A 14,512-nucleotide genomic window follows, 5' to 3' on the forward strand; every position below is an offset into this window, starting at 1 on the left:
TCGATAGCCACACAAAAAGTAATAAATATTTATCGATAGTGAATATTCAAGCTCTTGGAGAATTGGTAGTACTTTGATGCCTCCCCAGCAACTACAACATTGGTTTACCCAGCTAACTGCAAATAGTCCGTTCTTTTTTGCAGTACTTGATGCTCAACATAACTATTTTATGGTGAATGAGCGTTACTGCGATATTGCTGGTTTGAGTCAAACAGAGCTTGCAGGCATGAATGACCGCCAAACATTGGGCGAACAATTCTACCAACATCTTAAGCCTTACTATGAGCGTGCATTCAGTGGCGAAACGATTGAGGCCGAAGTCACCCTCAACGAAACCGACCTCGATACCAGCCTTCATTTCAGCCTATCTCCACTTACCAATGGCAACAAAACCGACTACATCGTCTTTCACGCCTTCGACACATCAGAAAACCAAGTACTTGTCCGTTCTTTAGAAGAGTCCGAAGCCAAATTCCACAAACTATCTCAACTACTCCCTGACGGATTACTGCTCGTTGAAAGTGACTACATCTTGTCATCTAACCCAGCGGCAGCGCGCTTGCTTGGCTTTAACTCAACCACAGAGTTAATTGGCGAAGAGTTGGGGCGCCTATTTATCGATGAACAAACCAAAACAGTCTTTAATAATAACCTCAGCTCTATTATTTCTGAGTCTGGTTTGGTTTGCTTAACAGGTGCCCGATGCGGCTTTGAACGTAAGGTTCAGCTCAACATCGACTCCACCACCGTTCTTGGAAGCAACACTCAGCTGGTGCTTATTCAAGACGCACAAGAAACCGCAAAACAATACACACCGGCAAACAGTGAAGATGCCTACATAGATGCACTGACCAAACTCTACAACCGAGTTGGGTTTACTAAGCGTCTTGAGCAGTTCATTCACAACGATACGCAGGTGGTGATGCTCTATCTAGATATTGATAACTTTAAGAATATCAATGACTCACTTGGTCATCACATCGGTGACAAGGTGATAAAAGAGGTCGCTTCGCGTCTTAAACGCTTACTGCCTCGTAAGGCCGTGATTGGACATTTAGGCGGGGATGAGTTTGGTATTATCCTTCCAGAACCTGAACATCAGCGAACACCTGAAATGCTCGCTGAAAAGATCATTTCCCTGATCAATCAACCCTTCGATCTTCACCACTTTAGCAAGCGCTTAGCCTGCTCGATTGGTAGTGTGAGCTTTCCTCAAGATGGTACTGATGCTCGCATCTTGCTGCAAAATGCAGACACAGCAATGTATGAAGCCAAAGATCGTGGTCGCAACCGCCTGATCAAGTTCAACGAACAGATGAACAAAGAAGCGCGCATGCGACTGTGGCTTGAGATAGAGCTACAAAAAGCGCTGCAACAAAATGGACTTGAGGTTTGGTATCAACCGAAAGTGAATGCCCGTGATTTCACCATCAACGGCGCTGAGGCTCTGGTACGTTGGAAGCATCCTGTCGAAGGTTATATTAGTCCTGCTGCGTTCATTCCTGTAGCGGAGCGAGCTGGTCTTATAGAACAACTTGGCCGAGTGGTAATGCGCGAAGTATTTGCTACGGTTAAGCGCTGGAAGATGCAAGGTATCCTTCCAGGTCGAGTCGCGATCAACCTATCTCCAGAACAGTTTGGTAATCCAAAGCTGATTGATTACATGGAAAAATTGCTGCGTTCGACCGAGCTTGATCCAAGTGCGATTACGTTCGAGCTAACGGAAAGCGCGGTAATGAGTGATAGTGAACACACACTTCAAATGCTTAACGCCATCAAGAAACTCGGCTTTGCTCTCTCTATTGATGATTTCGGTACTGGTTACTCTTCACTGTCTTACCTTGCTCGCTTCCCAATTGATGAGCTTAAGATTGACCGTGCTTTCATCTCTGATATCGATACCCTACCAAAGCAAATTACCGTAATTGAAAACATCATCAACCTAGGTAAATCTCTCGATTTGACCGTGGTTGCTGAAGGTGTCGAAACCAGTGAGCAAGCGACTCTGTTATCGAACCTCAACTGTAGTTCGATTCAAGGTTTCCACTTCTATCGCCCGCAACCGAAACAAGATGTCGAAGAGTTGTTTGCCCAAAACCGCCGTCATAAGAACTAGCTAACCAATTCAAGTACCTCATATTTAAACCAAGCCAACATGTAAAATGGTCACTCGTCAGTACCTCAAACGGAGTAAAAGCAGATTTATCCATCTAAACCTGCCTTACATCAATTCCGTCATTCACAATTCTTCATAAAATGCTCGCTTCAACTTAATTCTACTGGTAGTGAGCAAATGGAACTCTTATGCCCAGCGGGTAACTTACCTGCTTTGAAAACCGCTATTGATTGTGGTGCGGATGCTGTCTATATCGGATTCAAAGACGATACCAATGCCCGACACTTTGCAGGCCTAAACTTTGCGGGTAAAAAGCTCGATCGTGCTGTGCAGTATGTGCATGACCACAACAAGAAAATTCATGTTGCCCTAAATACGTTTGCTCACCCAAATGGCTTCGACCGTTGGACCAATGCCGTAGACAACGCCGCAGCTCTGGGTGTTGATGCGCTGATCATCGCAGACATCGCGGTGCTTGAGTACGCAGCAAATAAGTATCCAGATCTCGAACTGCACCTGTCAGTGCAAGCATCTGCGACCAATGCGGCGGCTATCGACTTCTACCATAAAAACTTCAACGTTAAGCGTGTCGTACTGCCGCGTGTGTTGTCGATTCATCAGGTCAAACAGCTTTCTCGTAACATCACTTCTGACGTTGACCTTGAAGTATTCGCTTTTGGTAGCTTGTGTATCATGGCAGAAGGCCGTTGCTACCTCTCTTCATACATGACAGGCGAATCACCAAATACTGTTGGTGCTTGTTCTCCGGCAAAATACGTTCGCTGGCAAGAAACAGAAACTGGCCTCGAATCTCGCTTGAACGAAATCCTTATTGATAAGTACGAAGCAGGTGAAAACGCAGGTTACCCAACGCTGTGTAAAGGCCGCTTTGAAGCCGAGATCGATGGTGAACGTAAGCGCTATCACGCACTTGAAGAGCCAACCAGCCTCAACACGCTATCCATGTTGCCTGAGCTTTTCGCGGCAAACGTTGCCTCAGTTAAGATTGAAGGTCGCCAACGTAGCCCTGCTTATGTTGAACAAGTCACTCGCACTTGGCGCGCAGCTATCGATCGCTACTTAGCGAACCCAGAACAATACCAAGTGGAACAAGCTTGGAATGCGACACTGGCGAATGTATCTGAAGGTACACAAACCACGCTTGGCGCTTATCACCGTAAATGGCAATAGAGCCAAATGGAGAACTCAATGAAATACGCATTAGGCCCTCTACTTTATTTTTGGCCAAAACAAGACGTTGAAAGCTTCTATGAGCAAGCGAAATCAAGCTCTGCCGATATCATCTACCTAGGTGAAGCTGTGTGTTCAAAGCGTCGTGAGATGAAAGCGAAACACTGGATGGACATTGCCAAAGAGCTGTCTGCTTCAGGTAAGCAAGTTGTCCTCTCGACCATGGCATTGCTAGAAGCACCAAGCGAAGTCAACATCATGAAGAAGTACATCGATAATGGTGACTTTGCTATCGAAGCCAATGATGTGTCTGCAATTCAACTGGCTAGCGAAAGCAAAGTACCTTTCGTGGTTGGCCCGGCAGTAAACACCTACAACGCACGCACCCTGAACCTGTTCTTGAAACAAGGCATGACGCGTTGGTGTATGCCGGTTGAGCTTTCTCGCGAATGGCTAAGCAACGTGATGACCCAGTGTGAAGAGCTGAATATTCGTAACAAGTTCGAAGTTGAAGTGTTTAGCCACGGCTACCTGCCGCTTGCTTACTCAGCACGCTGCTTTACCGCTCGCGCTGAAAACAAAGCTAAAGACGATTGCGAAACCTGCTGTATCAAGTACCCAACAGGGCTACAAGTAGAAAGCCAAGAAGGCCAATCAGTATTCAACCTTAATGGTATCCAGACGCAATCAGGCTACTGCTACAACCTAGTCAATGATTTGCCAAACATGCACGACCTGGTTGATGTGGTTCGTTTAAGCCCACTCGGTATCGATACCTTCTCTGAAATCAACAACTTCAGAGCGAACGAGCAAGGTCAAAAACCGATGAAGATTGAAAGCCGCCAATGTAATGGTTACTGGCATCAGCTTGCAGGTTTAGACGTTAAGAACATCTAGTTCCTCGCATTGGACTAACCAGCAACAGATACAAAAAAGGTCTAGCATTCGCTAGACCTTTTTTATTCGACTTAAGAAACGCGACCTATGCCGTCGCTGTTTCCATCGGTGAGGCATCGAGCTTCTTTAGATCTTTGTAGAGCATTACCATCACCACAACACTTAGCGCGATATTAGACAGTGGGTACGCAATCCAGATCCCAGGCACACCGTACAACTTAGGCATAATGTACAAGAAAGGTAATTGGATAAGCATATTGCCTATCGTTACAAACATCGCCTTGCTGCCCTTGTTCACTGCTTGATAGTAAGCACCCGCTACAACCAAGAAGCCATCCAGCGCCAGTGCAAACATGTGAAGTCGAATACCCAACACTGTGTACTCAACCAGCTGAGGTTCGTCTGAGTTAAATACTGATACAAACTCACGTGGGAACGCGTTCAGAAGTAGCACGAACGCCACACCAATCAATACCGAACTCATCATCGCAATCTTAAGTAACTTACGGATGTTCGCTTGATTACGCGCACCATGGTTGTAGCTCACCAAAGGTTGCATGCCGTTGGCGATACCTTCAGCCGTGAGGTAGTAAACCGTCACGATGTAGCCCAAAATCGCGTACGCGCCAATCATCAACTGGTCGCCATATTGAGAGAACAACGCATTGTGCAGCGCCACCATCATCGAACCATAAGCGTACATAAAGAAGCTTGATGTACCAATGGCGAAGATTTGTGGAATCACATCCAGCTTCAGTCTCAACTCATTCCAACGTAAACGTAGGTTTGCTCGACGTGAGAAGAAGTAAGCCAAGCCGAGAGCCGTTACTACAAACTGGGCAATCGCTGTTGCTAATGCAGCGCCCATCAACTCCCAGCCATACAGCGCGATAAACAGGTAATCGAGTACGATGTTAATTACCGCACCAACGATCATCAGTATCGTCGCTAGATTAGGGCTGTCATCGTTACGCAGTAGAAACGGCATCGCGATCGAACCTAACGTGAAAACACTGGCACCAATCAGAATGTGTAAGTACTGCAGACCAAGTTCATACACTCGCCCTTCAGCGCCCTGCCAAAGCAAGAAGTTATCAGCAAACAAGAACAGCAATGCAGAGACAATAGGCGTTATCGCTAACAACAAGGTTAAGCCCGTTGCTAAGATCTGCTTAGCGCCTTGAGTATCTTTTTCACCTTGGCGAATTGAGACAAGCGCACCTGTGCCCACACCCACCAACATACCAATACCGAGAATCGAACCAATCACAGGCCACGCAACATTGATACCTGCAAGACCATCAGCCCCCACATAGCGGCCGATGAAGATGCCATCCACCACTTGGTACAGGCCATTAACCAACATGGCTGCCACGGTAGGGATTGTGTATCGCCAAAACTGGCGACTAATTGAGTTACTCATTTCTTACTCTACTTTCATTTGTGAGTCGTATATCAACAAGATATGACTCGAAAAATTAGTTAACAAGGCTAACTAAATATCTAAATATCTAAATTAGTTACTTCAAAGCTTTATTTAATAATAGGTTTAGCTGCTGAGATTCTTGCTCAGACAAACGACTTTCCAGTATCTGTGCCATTACCTGATAGATCTTACTTTCTTCTTCTAAGCCGACTTCAGCTTTACTGGTCAGCACGACCAACTTAGACCTCGCATCTTCGAGCGAAGCTTTACGCTCAACGAGACCTTTTCTCTCTAACCTTTGAACCATAGTGGTTGCTGAAGGCTTGGTTACTTGCATCTCAATCGCCAGATCAGTCAATCGGATCGGTTCAGGAGAGGCTTGAATGACCTTCAAATAGTCATACTCATTGAAGCTCAATTGGCAAATAGGATCTTCATTTACCTGAGTGCGCCATATCTTAGAGGCGAAGCGCTCAATCTTTTCTAAATTCTGGTTCAGCATACTCACCTAATCAAAGAATAGCATTTAGTTAGCAAGGCTAACTATTTTAGTGCTGTTTAAATAAAAAGCAATCAAAACGAGATGAAGATCATAAAAAATGCGCATAAAAAAACCGCTGACTGACAGCGGCTTTTCGGAATCAAAATGTGTTGCTTACTTAGCGTTGGCTTCTTCTTCGGCCTCAGCCAGCTTAACTTGTGCTAAGTGCTCGGCTTTAAGCGTGGTGAAAATACGGCTTAACTCTAAGAAAGAGTAACGGTGTTCTACGTATTCATACACGTTAAAAGAAACCGCTAACTTGTACAAAGAGATAGCATTCGCGTAGTCACCATTCATATGGTAACGCTTAGCAAGATAGAAGTACGTCTCTGTTAGGCGCTGCGCAAGTAGCGTGTTGTCACGAGTACCGGTTAATATCGCCTTGAAAGCCTGCTCTTCAGTAATGTCATCAAGCATAATCGCGACTAATACCCAGCCCCACTGCTCATCACGGCTCTCGTAACGTTTTTGTAAATCAAGCTTAGCTTGCTCTGGCGTTAACTCATGCTGAATGATGTACAACCAAAGAGCACGAAACGGATCGCTAGGATCATCGGCATAGTGCTTCATCATCTCTTCATTGGCTAAGTCGTAACGCTCGCCATAGTAAAGCGCGATAGAGCGGTTTCTTTCTGCGTAAGAGTTTGCAGGATCAAGCTCTAACGTAGAGTCAAAAGATTCATAAGCCGCATCAAACTCCCCTACCTGCGTAAAGTAAACACCCAAAAGATTGAAGATATCAGGTTGAGCAGGGTTCAATGAAAGAGACTGGTTGAAGTCGAGACGCGCGAGATCACGCAGGCCAACACTGTCGTAGTAGTTACCACGCTCAAACAGCATCTTAGCTCGAACTTCATCGTTCAAATCTGGGCGCTGTAATAACTGACTAAGACGTGCAATTTGAACTTCTTGCTGAACGCTTGGTTGCAGTGGCACAGCCATCGGTGGATAAACCCAACGTGAGGTGTTATCTGATGTTGTCGCACAACCTGTTAGTACAAGCAGTAAACACATACTCGCGGTTTGAAACCATTTCACAAATAATTACTCCTGTTATGACCGCAATAAAAAAGGGGAGCGATATGCTCCCCTTTATAACATGCTTTGTTGACGATAGGTTAGAAATCACTAAAAAGCGATATCACCATCGACACACTGAGAATTACTCAGCAGCAGGTGCTTCGCCTTCAGCTGGCGTTTCAACTGCTTCTTTCATGCTTAGACGTACACGGCCTTGACGGTCAATTTCAAGAACCTTAACTGGAACTTCTTGACCTTCAGTTAGGTAGTCAGACACTTTCTCAACGCGTTTATCAGCGATTTGAGAGATGTGTACTAGACCATCTTTACCTGGAAGGATAGTAACGAATGCACCGAAGTCAGCTAGACGAGCAACTTTACCTTGGTAAATGCGGCCAACTTCAACTTCAGCTGTGATCTCTTCGATACGACGGATAGCTTCTTTAGCAGCTGCGCCTTCAGTAGCAGCAATCTTGATTGTGCCATCGTCTTCGATTTCGATTGTAGTACCAGTTTCTTCACAAAGAGCACGGATAACTGCGCCGCCTTTACCGATAACATCTTTGATCTTATCAGAGCTGATTTTCATTGTGTGGATACGTGGAGCGAATTCAGAGATATCTTCACGAGCACCAGAGATAGCTTCATCCATTACAGAAAGGATGTGCTTACGTGCACCTTGCGCTTGGTTAAGTGCAATTTGCATGATCTCTTTAGTGATACCTTCGATCTTGATGTCCATTTGAAGTGCAGTAATACCAGCGTTAGTACCTGCTACTTTAAAGTCCATGTCACCTAGGTGATCTTCGTCGCCAAGGATGTCAGAAAGAACAACGAAATCGTCGCCTTCTTTAACAAGACCCATTGCGATACCCGCAACAGAAGCTTTGATTGGAACACCAGCATCCATAAGCGCTAGAGATGTACCACATACAGAAGCCATTGAAGAAGAACCGTTAGATTCTGTGATTTCCGATACAACACGAACTGTGTATGGGAATTCTTCAACAGAAGGCATTACTGCTTGGATACCACGTTTAGCAAGCTTACCGTGACCAATTTCACGACGCTTAGGAGAGCCAACGAAACCAGTTTCACCTACACAGTATGGAGGGAAGTTGTAGTGTAGAAGGAAGTTGTCTTTCTTCTCACCCATTAGGCTGTCGATGATTTGAGCATCACGTTGTGTGCCAAGCGTTGCAGTAACAAGTGCTTGAGTTTCACCACGAGTGAATAGAGAAGAACCGTGTGTACGTGGAAGAACACCAGTACGTACGTCTAGCGCACGAACCATGTCTTTTTCACGGCCATCGATACGTGGGTTGCCAGCGATGATGCGGCTACGTACTACGTTTTTCTCTAGAGAACCAAGCATGCCGCGGATTTCGCGCTCATCTAGGTTTTCGTCTTGTGCGATTAGAGCTTCAACAACGTCGTTCTTGATTGCGCCAACTTGCTCGTAACGAGCCATTTTCTCAGTGATTTGGTACGCGTCAGATAGACGTGTTTCAGCAAGTTCAGCAACTTGAGCTTTAAGCTCAGTGTTAACTGCTGGTGCTTCCCAGTTCCAAGATGGAGTTGCAACTTCAGCAGCAAACTCGTTGATTGCTTTGATTACAACTTGTTGTTGGTCGTGACCGTAAACAACAGCTGAAAGCATTTCTTCTTCAGATAGGTTATCTGCTTCAGATTCAACCATAAGTACTGCGCCTTCTGTACCAGACACAACTAGGTCTAGTTTAGAGTTTTCAAGCTCAGTATTTGATGGGTTAAGAACAAGTTCGCCGTCGATGTGACCAACACGTGCAGCACCGATAGGACCATTGAATGGAGCACCAGAGATAGCAAGTGCAGCAGACGTTGCGATCATAGTGATCATGTCTGGGTTTACGTCAGGGTTGATAGAAACAACCGTAGCGATAACTTGAACTTCGTTTTTAAACGCACTTGGGAAAAGTGGACGAATTGGACGGTCAATCAGACGAGCTGTTAGTGTTTCGCCTTCAGATGGACGACCTTCACGCTTGAAGAAACCACCAGGGATTTTACCCGCAGCGTATGTACGCTCTTGGTAGTTAACTGTTAGAGGGAAGAAGTCTTGACCTGCAACTGCTTCTTTCTTAGCAACAACAGAAACGAATACTGATGTATCGTCCATAGTCGCCATTACAGCAGCAGTAGCTTGACGTGCAATTACGCCCGTTTCTAGAGTAACGGTGTGGTTACCGTACTGGAACGATTTTACAACTGGTTTTTCAAACATTGTATATCCTTAGCTCTAAAGTCAGACTTTAGATTAAGTGAATAATGACTCAAGACATTACCAATCGCGACTAGTGAAAAGGGACTTAGGATGGTGACTCTTTGTATGTCTTCATACGCCGAATTAGGACCAAATCCGCCTTTGAATAGTCGCGACCTATTGGCCGACATCTGTGACTGTAATCTCTTGAGAGGTTGATTGCCAAACGCTGAAAACGCTATAGGCGGGCGTAGTATAAACTATTTTTATTAGGAGATATATTTCCTATCAGAAAAAGCCAGATGATATTCTGAGCATCCAGCCTAGCATTTTCTTACAGGCACAAAAAAAGGAGCATAAATGCTCCTTTTCTTCAAACTGTCTTTGCAGACATCGCTATTAGCGACGTAGGCCTAGACGCTTGATTAGGTCTTGGTAACGAGCAAGGTTTTTGCCTTTCAAGTAATCAAGAAGCTTACGACGGCTAGAAACCATACGTAGTAGACCACGACGGCTGTGGTGATCGTGTTTGTGCGCTTTGAAGTGACCTTGTAGGTGGTTGATAGAAGCAGTAAGTAGTGCTACTTGTACTTCTGGTGAACCTGTGTCGCCTTCAGACTGTGCGTATTCTGCAACGATTGCTGCTTTAGTTTCTGCATTCAGAGACATAATTCTCTCCTGATAAGAGTAAGTTTATATTTGTAGCAGCCAATCTCTGATTCAGCCGCTACGCGAGCCGAGGATTATAGGGAAGTTTGTCAGTTGGTGCAATAACAATCGAACCCATTAAAAACGAAAAAAGCGAACCACCTAAATTAGGCGTTCGCTTTCTGTCTTATTTGCTCGCTTTTCACGACTCAGCTCTAAGATCTGATTCGATGTAAGCGCTACGCTTGTGGTTCTTCATCTCTGAAAACAACCAAACGCTTCGGTGCAACTCGGCCATCTTCAGCAATCTGAGCTACGCCGACAAACAGCTTCTCTTCGCCACTTGTCATACGAACCGTGCCTTCAGTTGGCGCACCAGCAACCTGAACTGGCATACCGTGCTGAACTAGGTCAGTCAGTTCCGCGTTCAGGTTTACTTCTGGTAAGTCTTCAACGGCAGTGTCCATTGGCATCAGCAGTGGATCAAGCAGCTCTTTCGGTGCAATTTCTTGCGCCTGTGCTTGCTCTAAGATCTCGTTTAACTGCTCCAAAGTCACCATACGCTCGTATGGGTACTTCGCGACACCTGTACGACGAAGCATGGTCACGTGAGCACCACAACCTAGCATCTCACCAAGATCGTCGGTAATTGTGCGGATGTATGTGCCTTTCGAACAATGCACTTCCATTTCAACTTCATCACCTTCAAAGCGAAGCAGTTCAATAGAGTACACAGTGATCTTACGAGACTCACGAGGAACCTCGATACCTGCACGTGCGTATTCGTACAAAGGCTTACCTTGATACTTCAATGCCGAAAACATTGATGGTATCTGATCGGTTTCACCCTTGAAGCTCGCAATACAGCGCTCAAGCTGTTCTTGAGTCACGTTAACATCACGTGTCTCTACCACTTCACCATCAGAGTCAGAGGTATTGGTACGCTCACCAAGCTTAGCGATAACAACGTAGCGTTTATCAGAATCTAGAAGAAACTGAGAGAACTTCGTCGCTTCACCAAGACAAATTGGCAGCATGCCAGTCGCAAGAGGATCCAGAGCACCGGTGTGCCCTGCCTTCTCTGCAAAGTAAATACGCTTTACTTTTTGCAGTGCATCATTAGACGAAATGCCAGTCGGCTTATCTAATAGAATTACCCCGTTGATAGGGCGACCTTTACGACGGCGAGCCATTACTCTTCGCCCTTAGACTGAGTTTCGTCAGTGCGGCCAGCTTCTTCTTGCTTACGCTTATCATCGTTCAGAACTTCACTTACTAGGTTAGACATACGCATGCCTTCTACTAGTGTGTTGTCGTAAGTAAAACGAACTTCAGGCGTTAAACGGTGGCGAATACGCTTACCAAGAGCCATACGAACTGGCACTTCATGCTCTTTAAGAGCTTTTAGGCATGATTCAGGAGTTTGCTCACCAACACATAGGAAAGTCACGAACACTTTTGCGTAAGCAAGGTCACGAGACACTTCTACGTCTGAGATAGTTACCATACCAATACGTGAGTCACGAACTTCACGTTGTAGGATAAGAGCAAGCTCTTTTTGAAGCTGCTGAGACACACGTTGTGTGCGGCTAAATTCTTTTGACATTTTCTTTTCTCACTTAGAAAGATGGGGGGCTTGGTAATTACCAGCCCCCCATGGTGTATTCAACAACCGATTACTTATTACCTTTACTAGTAATGTTAGTAACCTTAGTCAATATGTCGAGTCGTACAGACTGATTAGTCTAGAGTACGTTTAACCTCAACGATTTCGAATACTTCGATCTGGTCACCAACGCGAACGTCGTTGTAGTTCTTAACGCCGACACCACACTCGTAACCGTTCTTAACTTCTTGTACGTCATCTTTAAAGCGACGAAGTGACTCTAGTTCACCTTCGTAGATAACAACGTTTTCACGAAGTACACGGATTGGGTTGCTACGCTTAATCGTACCTTCAGTAACGATACAACCAGCGATTGCACCAAGTTTAGGCGACTTAAATACGTCACGAACTTGTGCAAGACCAATAATCTCTTGACGGAATTCAGGAGCAAGCATACCGCCCATAGCCTGTTTAACTTCGTCAATCAGTTGGTAAATGATTGAGTAGTAACGTAGATCTAGGTTTTCGTTCTGAACCGTGTTGCGCGCAGTTGCGTCAGCACGAACGTTGAAACCAAGGATGATAGCGTTAGAAGCTGCTGCAAGAGTTGCATCAGTTTCAGTAATACCACCAACACCAGAACCTACGATGTTCACTTTAACTTCGTCAGTAGACAGTTTCAGTAGAGAGTCAGCAATCGCTTCTACAGAACCTTGAACGTCAGCTTTAAGTACAACGTTAAGCTCAGCAACTTCGCCAGCCGTCATGTTCGCGAACATGTTCTCTAGTTTCGCTTTTTGTTGGCGAGCTAGTTTAACATCGCGGAATTTACCTTGACGGTAGTTCGCAACTTCACGTGCTTTACGCTCATCACGTACAACAGTCGCTTCATCACCTGATGCAGGTACGCCAGAAAGACCTAGAATTTCTACAGGGATAGATGGACCTGCAGTTTCGATGTCTCTGCCGTTCTCATCGCGCATTGCACGAACACGGCCGTACTCTTGACCACAAAGAACGATGTCGCCTTTGTTTAGAGTACCAGACTGTACTAGTACTGTTGCAACTGGACCGCGACCTTTATCAAGACGAGATTCAACAACAACACCAGACGCCATGCCTTCTTTAACCGCTGTAAGTTCAAGAACTTCAGACTGAAGAAGGATTGCTTCTAGAAGACCATCGATGTTTGTACCCTGTTTTGCAGAGATGTGAACGAAGATGTTCTCACCGCCCCATTCTTCAGGGATAACGTCGTATTGAGCTAGCTCGTTCTTAACGTTGTCTGGGTTTGCACCCTCTTTATCGATCTTGTTCACAGCAACAATCAGAGGAACACCTGCCGCTTTCGCGTGCTGGATTGCTTCGATTGTTTGTGGCATTACGCCATCGTCTGCTGCAACTACAAGTACAACGATATCTGTCGCTTGAGCACCACGAGCACGCATAGCTGTAAACGCCGCGTGTCCAGGAGTATCAAGGAAAGTGATCATGCCGTTGTCAGTATCTACGTGGTAAGCACCAATGTGCTGCGTGATACCGCCAGCTTCGCCAGAAGCAACGTGTGCTTTACGAATGTAATCAAGTGTTGAAGTTTTACCGTGGTCAACGTGACCCATGATAGTAACAACAGGAGCACGACCTTCAGCGATAGCATCGCTATCACGGTCAGCTAGTACTGCTTCTTCAAGTTCGTTTTCTTTACGTAGGATTACCTTGTGACCCATTTCTTCAGCAACAAGTTGTGCTGTTTCTTGGTCGATCACTTGGTTGATAGTCGCCATAGCGCCCATCTTCATCATTACTTTGATAACTTCAGTTGCTTTAACTGACATTTTGCTAGCCAGTTCAGAAACAACGATAGTTTCGCCGATAGCAACGTCAGATTTAGCAACAGTCGCTGACTTATCGAAGCCTTGCTGCATTGAAGTTGGTTTAGCAAGCTTACCTTTACCGCCACGACCACGTTGGTTACGACCACCACGGTTGTTTGCAGGTTGGTTAGCAGGAGCTGCTTTCTTCTTGCGACGACGAGGTGCTTTCTCATCTTTCTTATCTGCCGCATCTTCAGCTTCACGAGCGTAAGTAGAAGTCGTCACATGGTAATCCGCAGATTTCTCTTGCTCTTTCTTCTTCTTCTCTTCTTCAGACCAACGTTCTTGGTTCTCTTCTGCTAACTTACGAGCTTCTTCAACAAGCTTAGCTGCTTCAGCTTCTGCTTTACGAGTTGCTTCTAGCTCTTGACGAGCTTTAAGTTCATCCGCTTCTTTTTTCGCTTGTGCGTTAGCGTCTGCATTTTTTGAATTCATGTCTTTTTTAGCCTTTTCAGCTTGTGCGCGTTGAGCCTTCTCTTCAGCTTCACGTTTTGCATCCGCTTCACGTGTTACTTTTTCTTCGGCTTCGCGCTGTGCTTTCTCTGCAGCATCACGTTTCGCTTGCTCTTCAGCATCGCGTTGTGCTTTCTCTTCCGCTTCACGATTAGCTACTTCCTCAGCTTCACGTTTCGCTTCATCTTCAATAGTGCTGCGCTTCACGTAAGTACGCTTTTTACGTACCTCTACTTGAACATCCTTACTCTTACCGCCTCCAGCGGCAACACTTAGCGTGCTGCGGGTCTTGCGTTGAAGAGTTAAACGAGTCGGTTCTGTTTCGCCTGAAGTATCGCCGTGCTCCTTTTTAAGGTGCGTTAGCAATGTTTGCTTCTCTGAATCAGTCACTTGATCCGACCCTGCTTTCTTCATGCCTGCATCAGCAAGTTGTTCAATTAAGCGGTCAACTGGCGTACCAATCTCTTCACTCAGTGCTTTAACTGTTAATTGTGTCAT

11 protein-coding genes are annotated in these 14,512 nt (G+C 45.5%); 3 read left to right on the top strand and 8 right to left on the bottom strand.

Going from position 1 to position 14,512, the window contains the following annotated elements; genetic code table 11:
• Positions 1–76 precede the first annotated feature (76 nt).
• From MSG34_RS09580 to MSG34_RS09590, 3 genes are all read left to right on the top strand, one after another.
• Entirely contained in the window at positions 77–2,116 is a 2,040-nt protein-coding gene (locus MSG34_RS09580) for a bifunctional diguanylate cyclase/phosphodiesterase (protein WP_248337174.1), read from the top strand.
• 177 nt (positions 2,117–2,293) lie between these two features.
• Positions 2,294–3,307 (top strand): peptidase U32 family protein, encoded by a 1,014-nt coding sequence (locus MSG34_RS09585; RefSeq protein WP_017068227.1) that lies wholly within the window; start codon positions 2,294–2,296, stop codon positions 3,305–3,307.
• Positions 3,308–3,325: 18 nt separating this feature from the next.
• Positions 3,326–4,204 (top strand): U32 family peptidase, encoded by an 879-nt coding sequence (locus MSG34_RS09590; protein ID WP_017059237.1) that lies wholly within the window; start codon positions 3,326–3,328, stop codon positions 4,202–4,204.
• An 85-nt stretch (positions 4,205–4,289) separates the two neighbouring features.
• On the opposite strand, the gene MSG34_RS09595 is transcribed toward MSG34_RS09590, so the two are convergent.
• The 8 genes from MSG34_RS09595 to infB all read right to left on the bottom strand — a co-directional run bounded on the left by MSG34_RS09595 (position 4,290) and on the right by infB (position 14,512).
• A complete protein-coding gene (locus MSG34_RS09595) occupies positions 4,290–5,627 on the bottom strand; it encodes an MATE family efflux transporter (RefSeq protein WP_050633591.1) in 1,338 nt (445 codons plus the stop codon).
• A gap of 97 nt (positions 5,628–5,724) precedes the next feature.
• The gene (locus MSG34_RS09600; RefSeq protein ID WP_017056675.1) at positions 5,725–6,132 is read right to left on the bottom strand and encodes a MarR family transcriptional regulator; all 408 of its coding nucleotides are present in this window, start codon (positions 6,130–6,132) and stop codon (positions 5,725–5,727) included.
• Between the two features lie 153 nt (positions 6,133–6,285).
• A complete protein-coding gene (gene nlpI / locus MSG34_RS09605) occupies positions 6,286–7,209 on the bottom strand; it encodes a lipoprotein NlpI (protein WP_048605659.1) in 924 nt (307 codons plus the stop codon).
• 124 nt (positions 7,210–7,333) lie between these two features.
• Positions 7,334–9,454: a polyribonucleotide nucleotidyltransferase gene (gene pnp, locus MSG34_RS09610; protein ID WP_019819855.1), complete on the bottom strand. Its 2,121-nt coding sequence runs from the start codon at positions 9,452–9,454 to the stop codon at positions 7,334–7,336.
• Positions 9,455–9,832: 378 nt separating this feature from the next.
• Positions 9,833–10,102, bottom strand: coding sequence for a 30S ribosomal protein S15 (rpsO, locus tag MSG34_RS09615; protein WP_010436144.1), 270 nt, complete (start codon positions 10,100–10,102; stop codon positions 9,833–9,835).
• Positions 10,103–10,320: 218 nt separating this feature from the next.
• On the bottom strand, positions 10,321–11,274 hold the full coding sequence (gene truB / locus MSG34_RS09620) for a tRNA pseudouridine(55) synthase TruB (protein ID WP_017059233.1): 954 nt from the start codon (positions 11,272–11,274) through the stop codon (positions 10,321–10,323).
• The gene (gene rbfA, locus MSG34_RS09625; RefSeq protein WP_017065964.1) at positions 11,274–11,687 is read right to left on the bottom strand and encodes a 30S ribosome-binding factor RbfA; all 414 of its coding nucleotides are present in this window, start codon (positions 11,685–11,687) and stop codon (positions 11,274–11,276) included. The genes truB and rbfA overlap by 1 nt, the downstream gene beginning before the upstream one ends.
• 134 nt (positions 11,688–11,821) lie before the next feature.
• A complete protein-coding gene (infB, locus tag MSG34_RS09630; protein WP_048605664.1) occupies positions 11,822–14,512 on the bottom strand; it encodes a translation initiation factor IF-2 in 2,691 nt (896 codons plus the stop codon).

It is taken from the genome of Vibrio sp. 1CM2L (assembly GCF_023161695.1).
Lineage (GTDB): Bacteria > Pseudomonadota > Gammaproteobacteria > Enterobacterales > Vibrionaceae > Vibrio > Vibrio coralliirubri.

Bases quoted from the DNA above. Each gene is read 5' to 3' on its own strand.
- MSG34_RS09580 (WP_248337174.1), top strand. From the start codon at position 77: ATGCCTCCCCAGCAACTACAACATTGGTTTACCCAGCTAACTGCAAAT.
- MSG34_RS09585 (WP_017068227.1), top strand. From the start codon at position 2,294: ATGGAACTCTTATGCCCAGCGGGTAACTTACCTGCTTTGAAAACCGCT.
- MSG34_RS09590 (WP_017059237.1), top strand. From the start codon at position 3,326: ATGAAATACGCATTAGGCCCTCTACTTTATTTTTGGCCAAAACAAGAC.
- MSG34_RS09595 (WP_050633591.1), bottom strand. From the start codon at position 5,627: ATGAGTAACTCAATTAGTCGCCAGTTTTGGCGATACACAATCCCTACC.
- MSG34_RS09600 (WP_017056675.1), bottom strand. From the start codon at position 6,132: ATGCTGAACCAGAATTTAGAAAAGATTGAGCGCTTCGCCTCTAAGATA.
- pnp (WP_019819855.1), bottom strand. From the start codon at position 9,454: ATGTTTGAAAAACCAGTTGTAAAATCGTTCCAGTACGGTAACCACACC.
- rpsO (WP_010436144.1), bottom strand. From the start codon at position 10,102: ATGTCTCTGAATGCAGAAACTAAAGCAGCAATCGTTGCAGAATACGCA.
- truB (WP_017059233.1), bottom strand. From the start codon at position 11,274: ATGGCTCGCCGTCGTAAAGGTCGCCCTATCAACGGGGTAATTCTATTA.
- rbfA (WP_017065964.1), bottom strand. From the start codon at position 11,687: ATGTCAAAAGAATTTAGCCGCACACAACGTGTGTCTCAGCAGCTTCAA.
- infB (WP_048605664.1), bottom strand. From the start codon at position 14,512: ATGACACAATTAACAGTTAAAGCACTGAGTGAAGAGATTGGTACGCCA.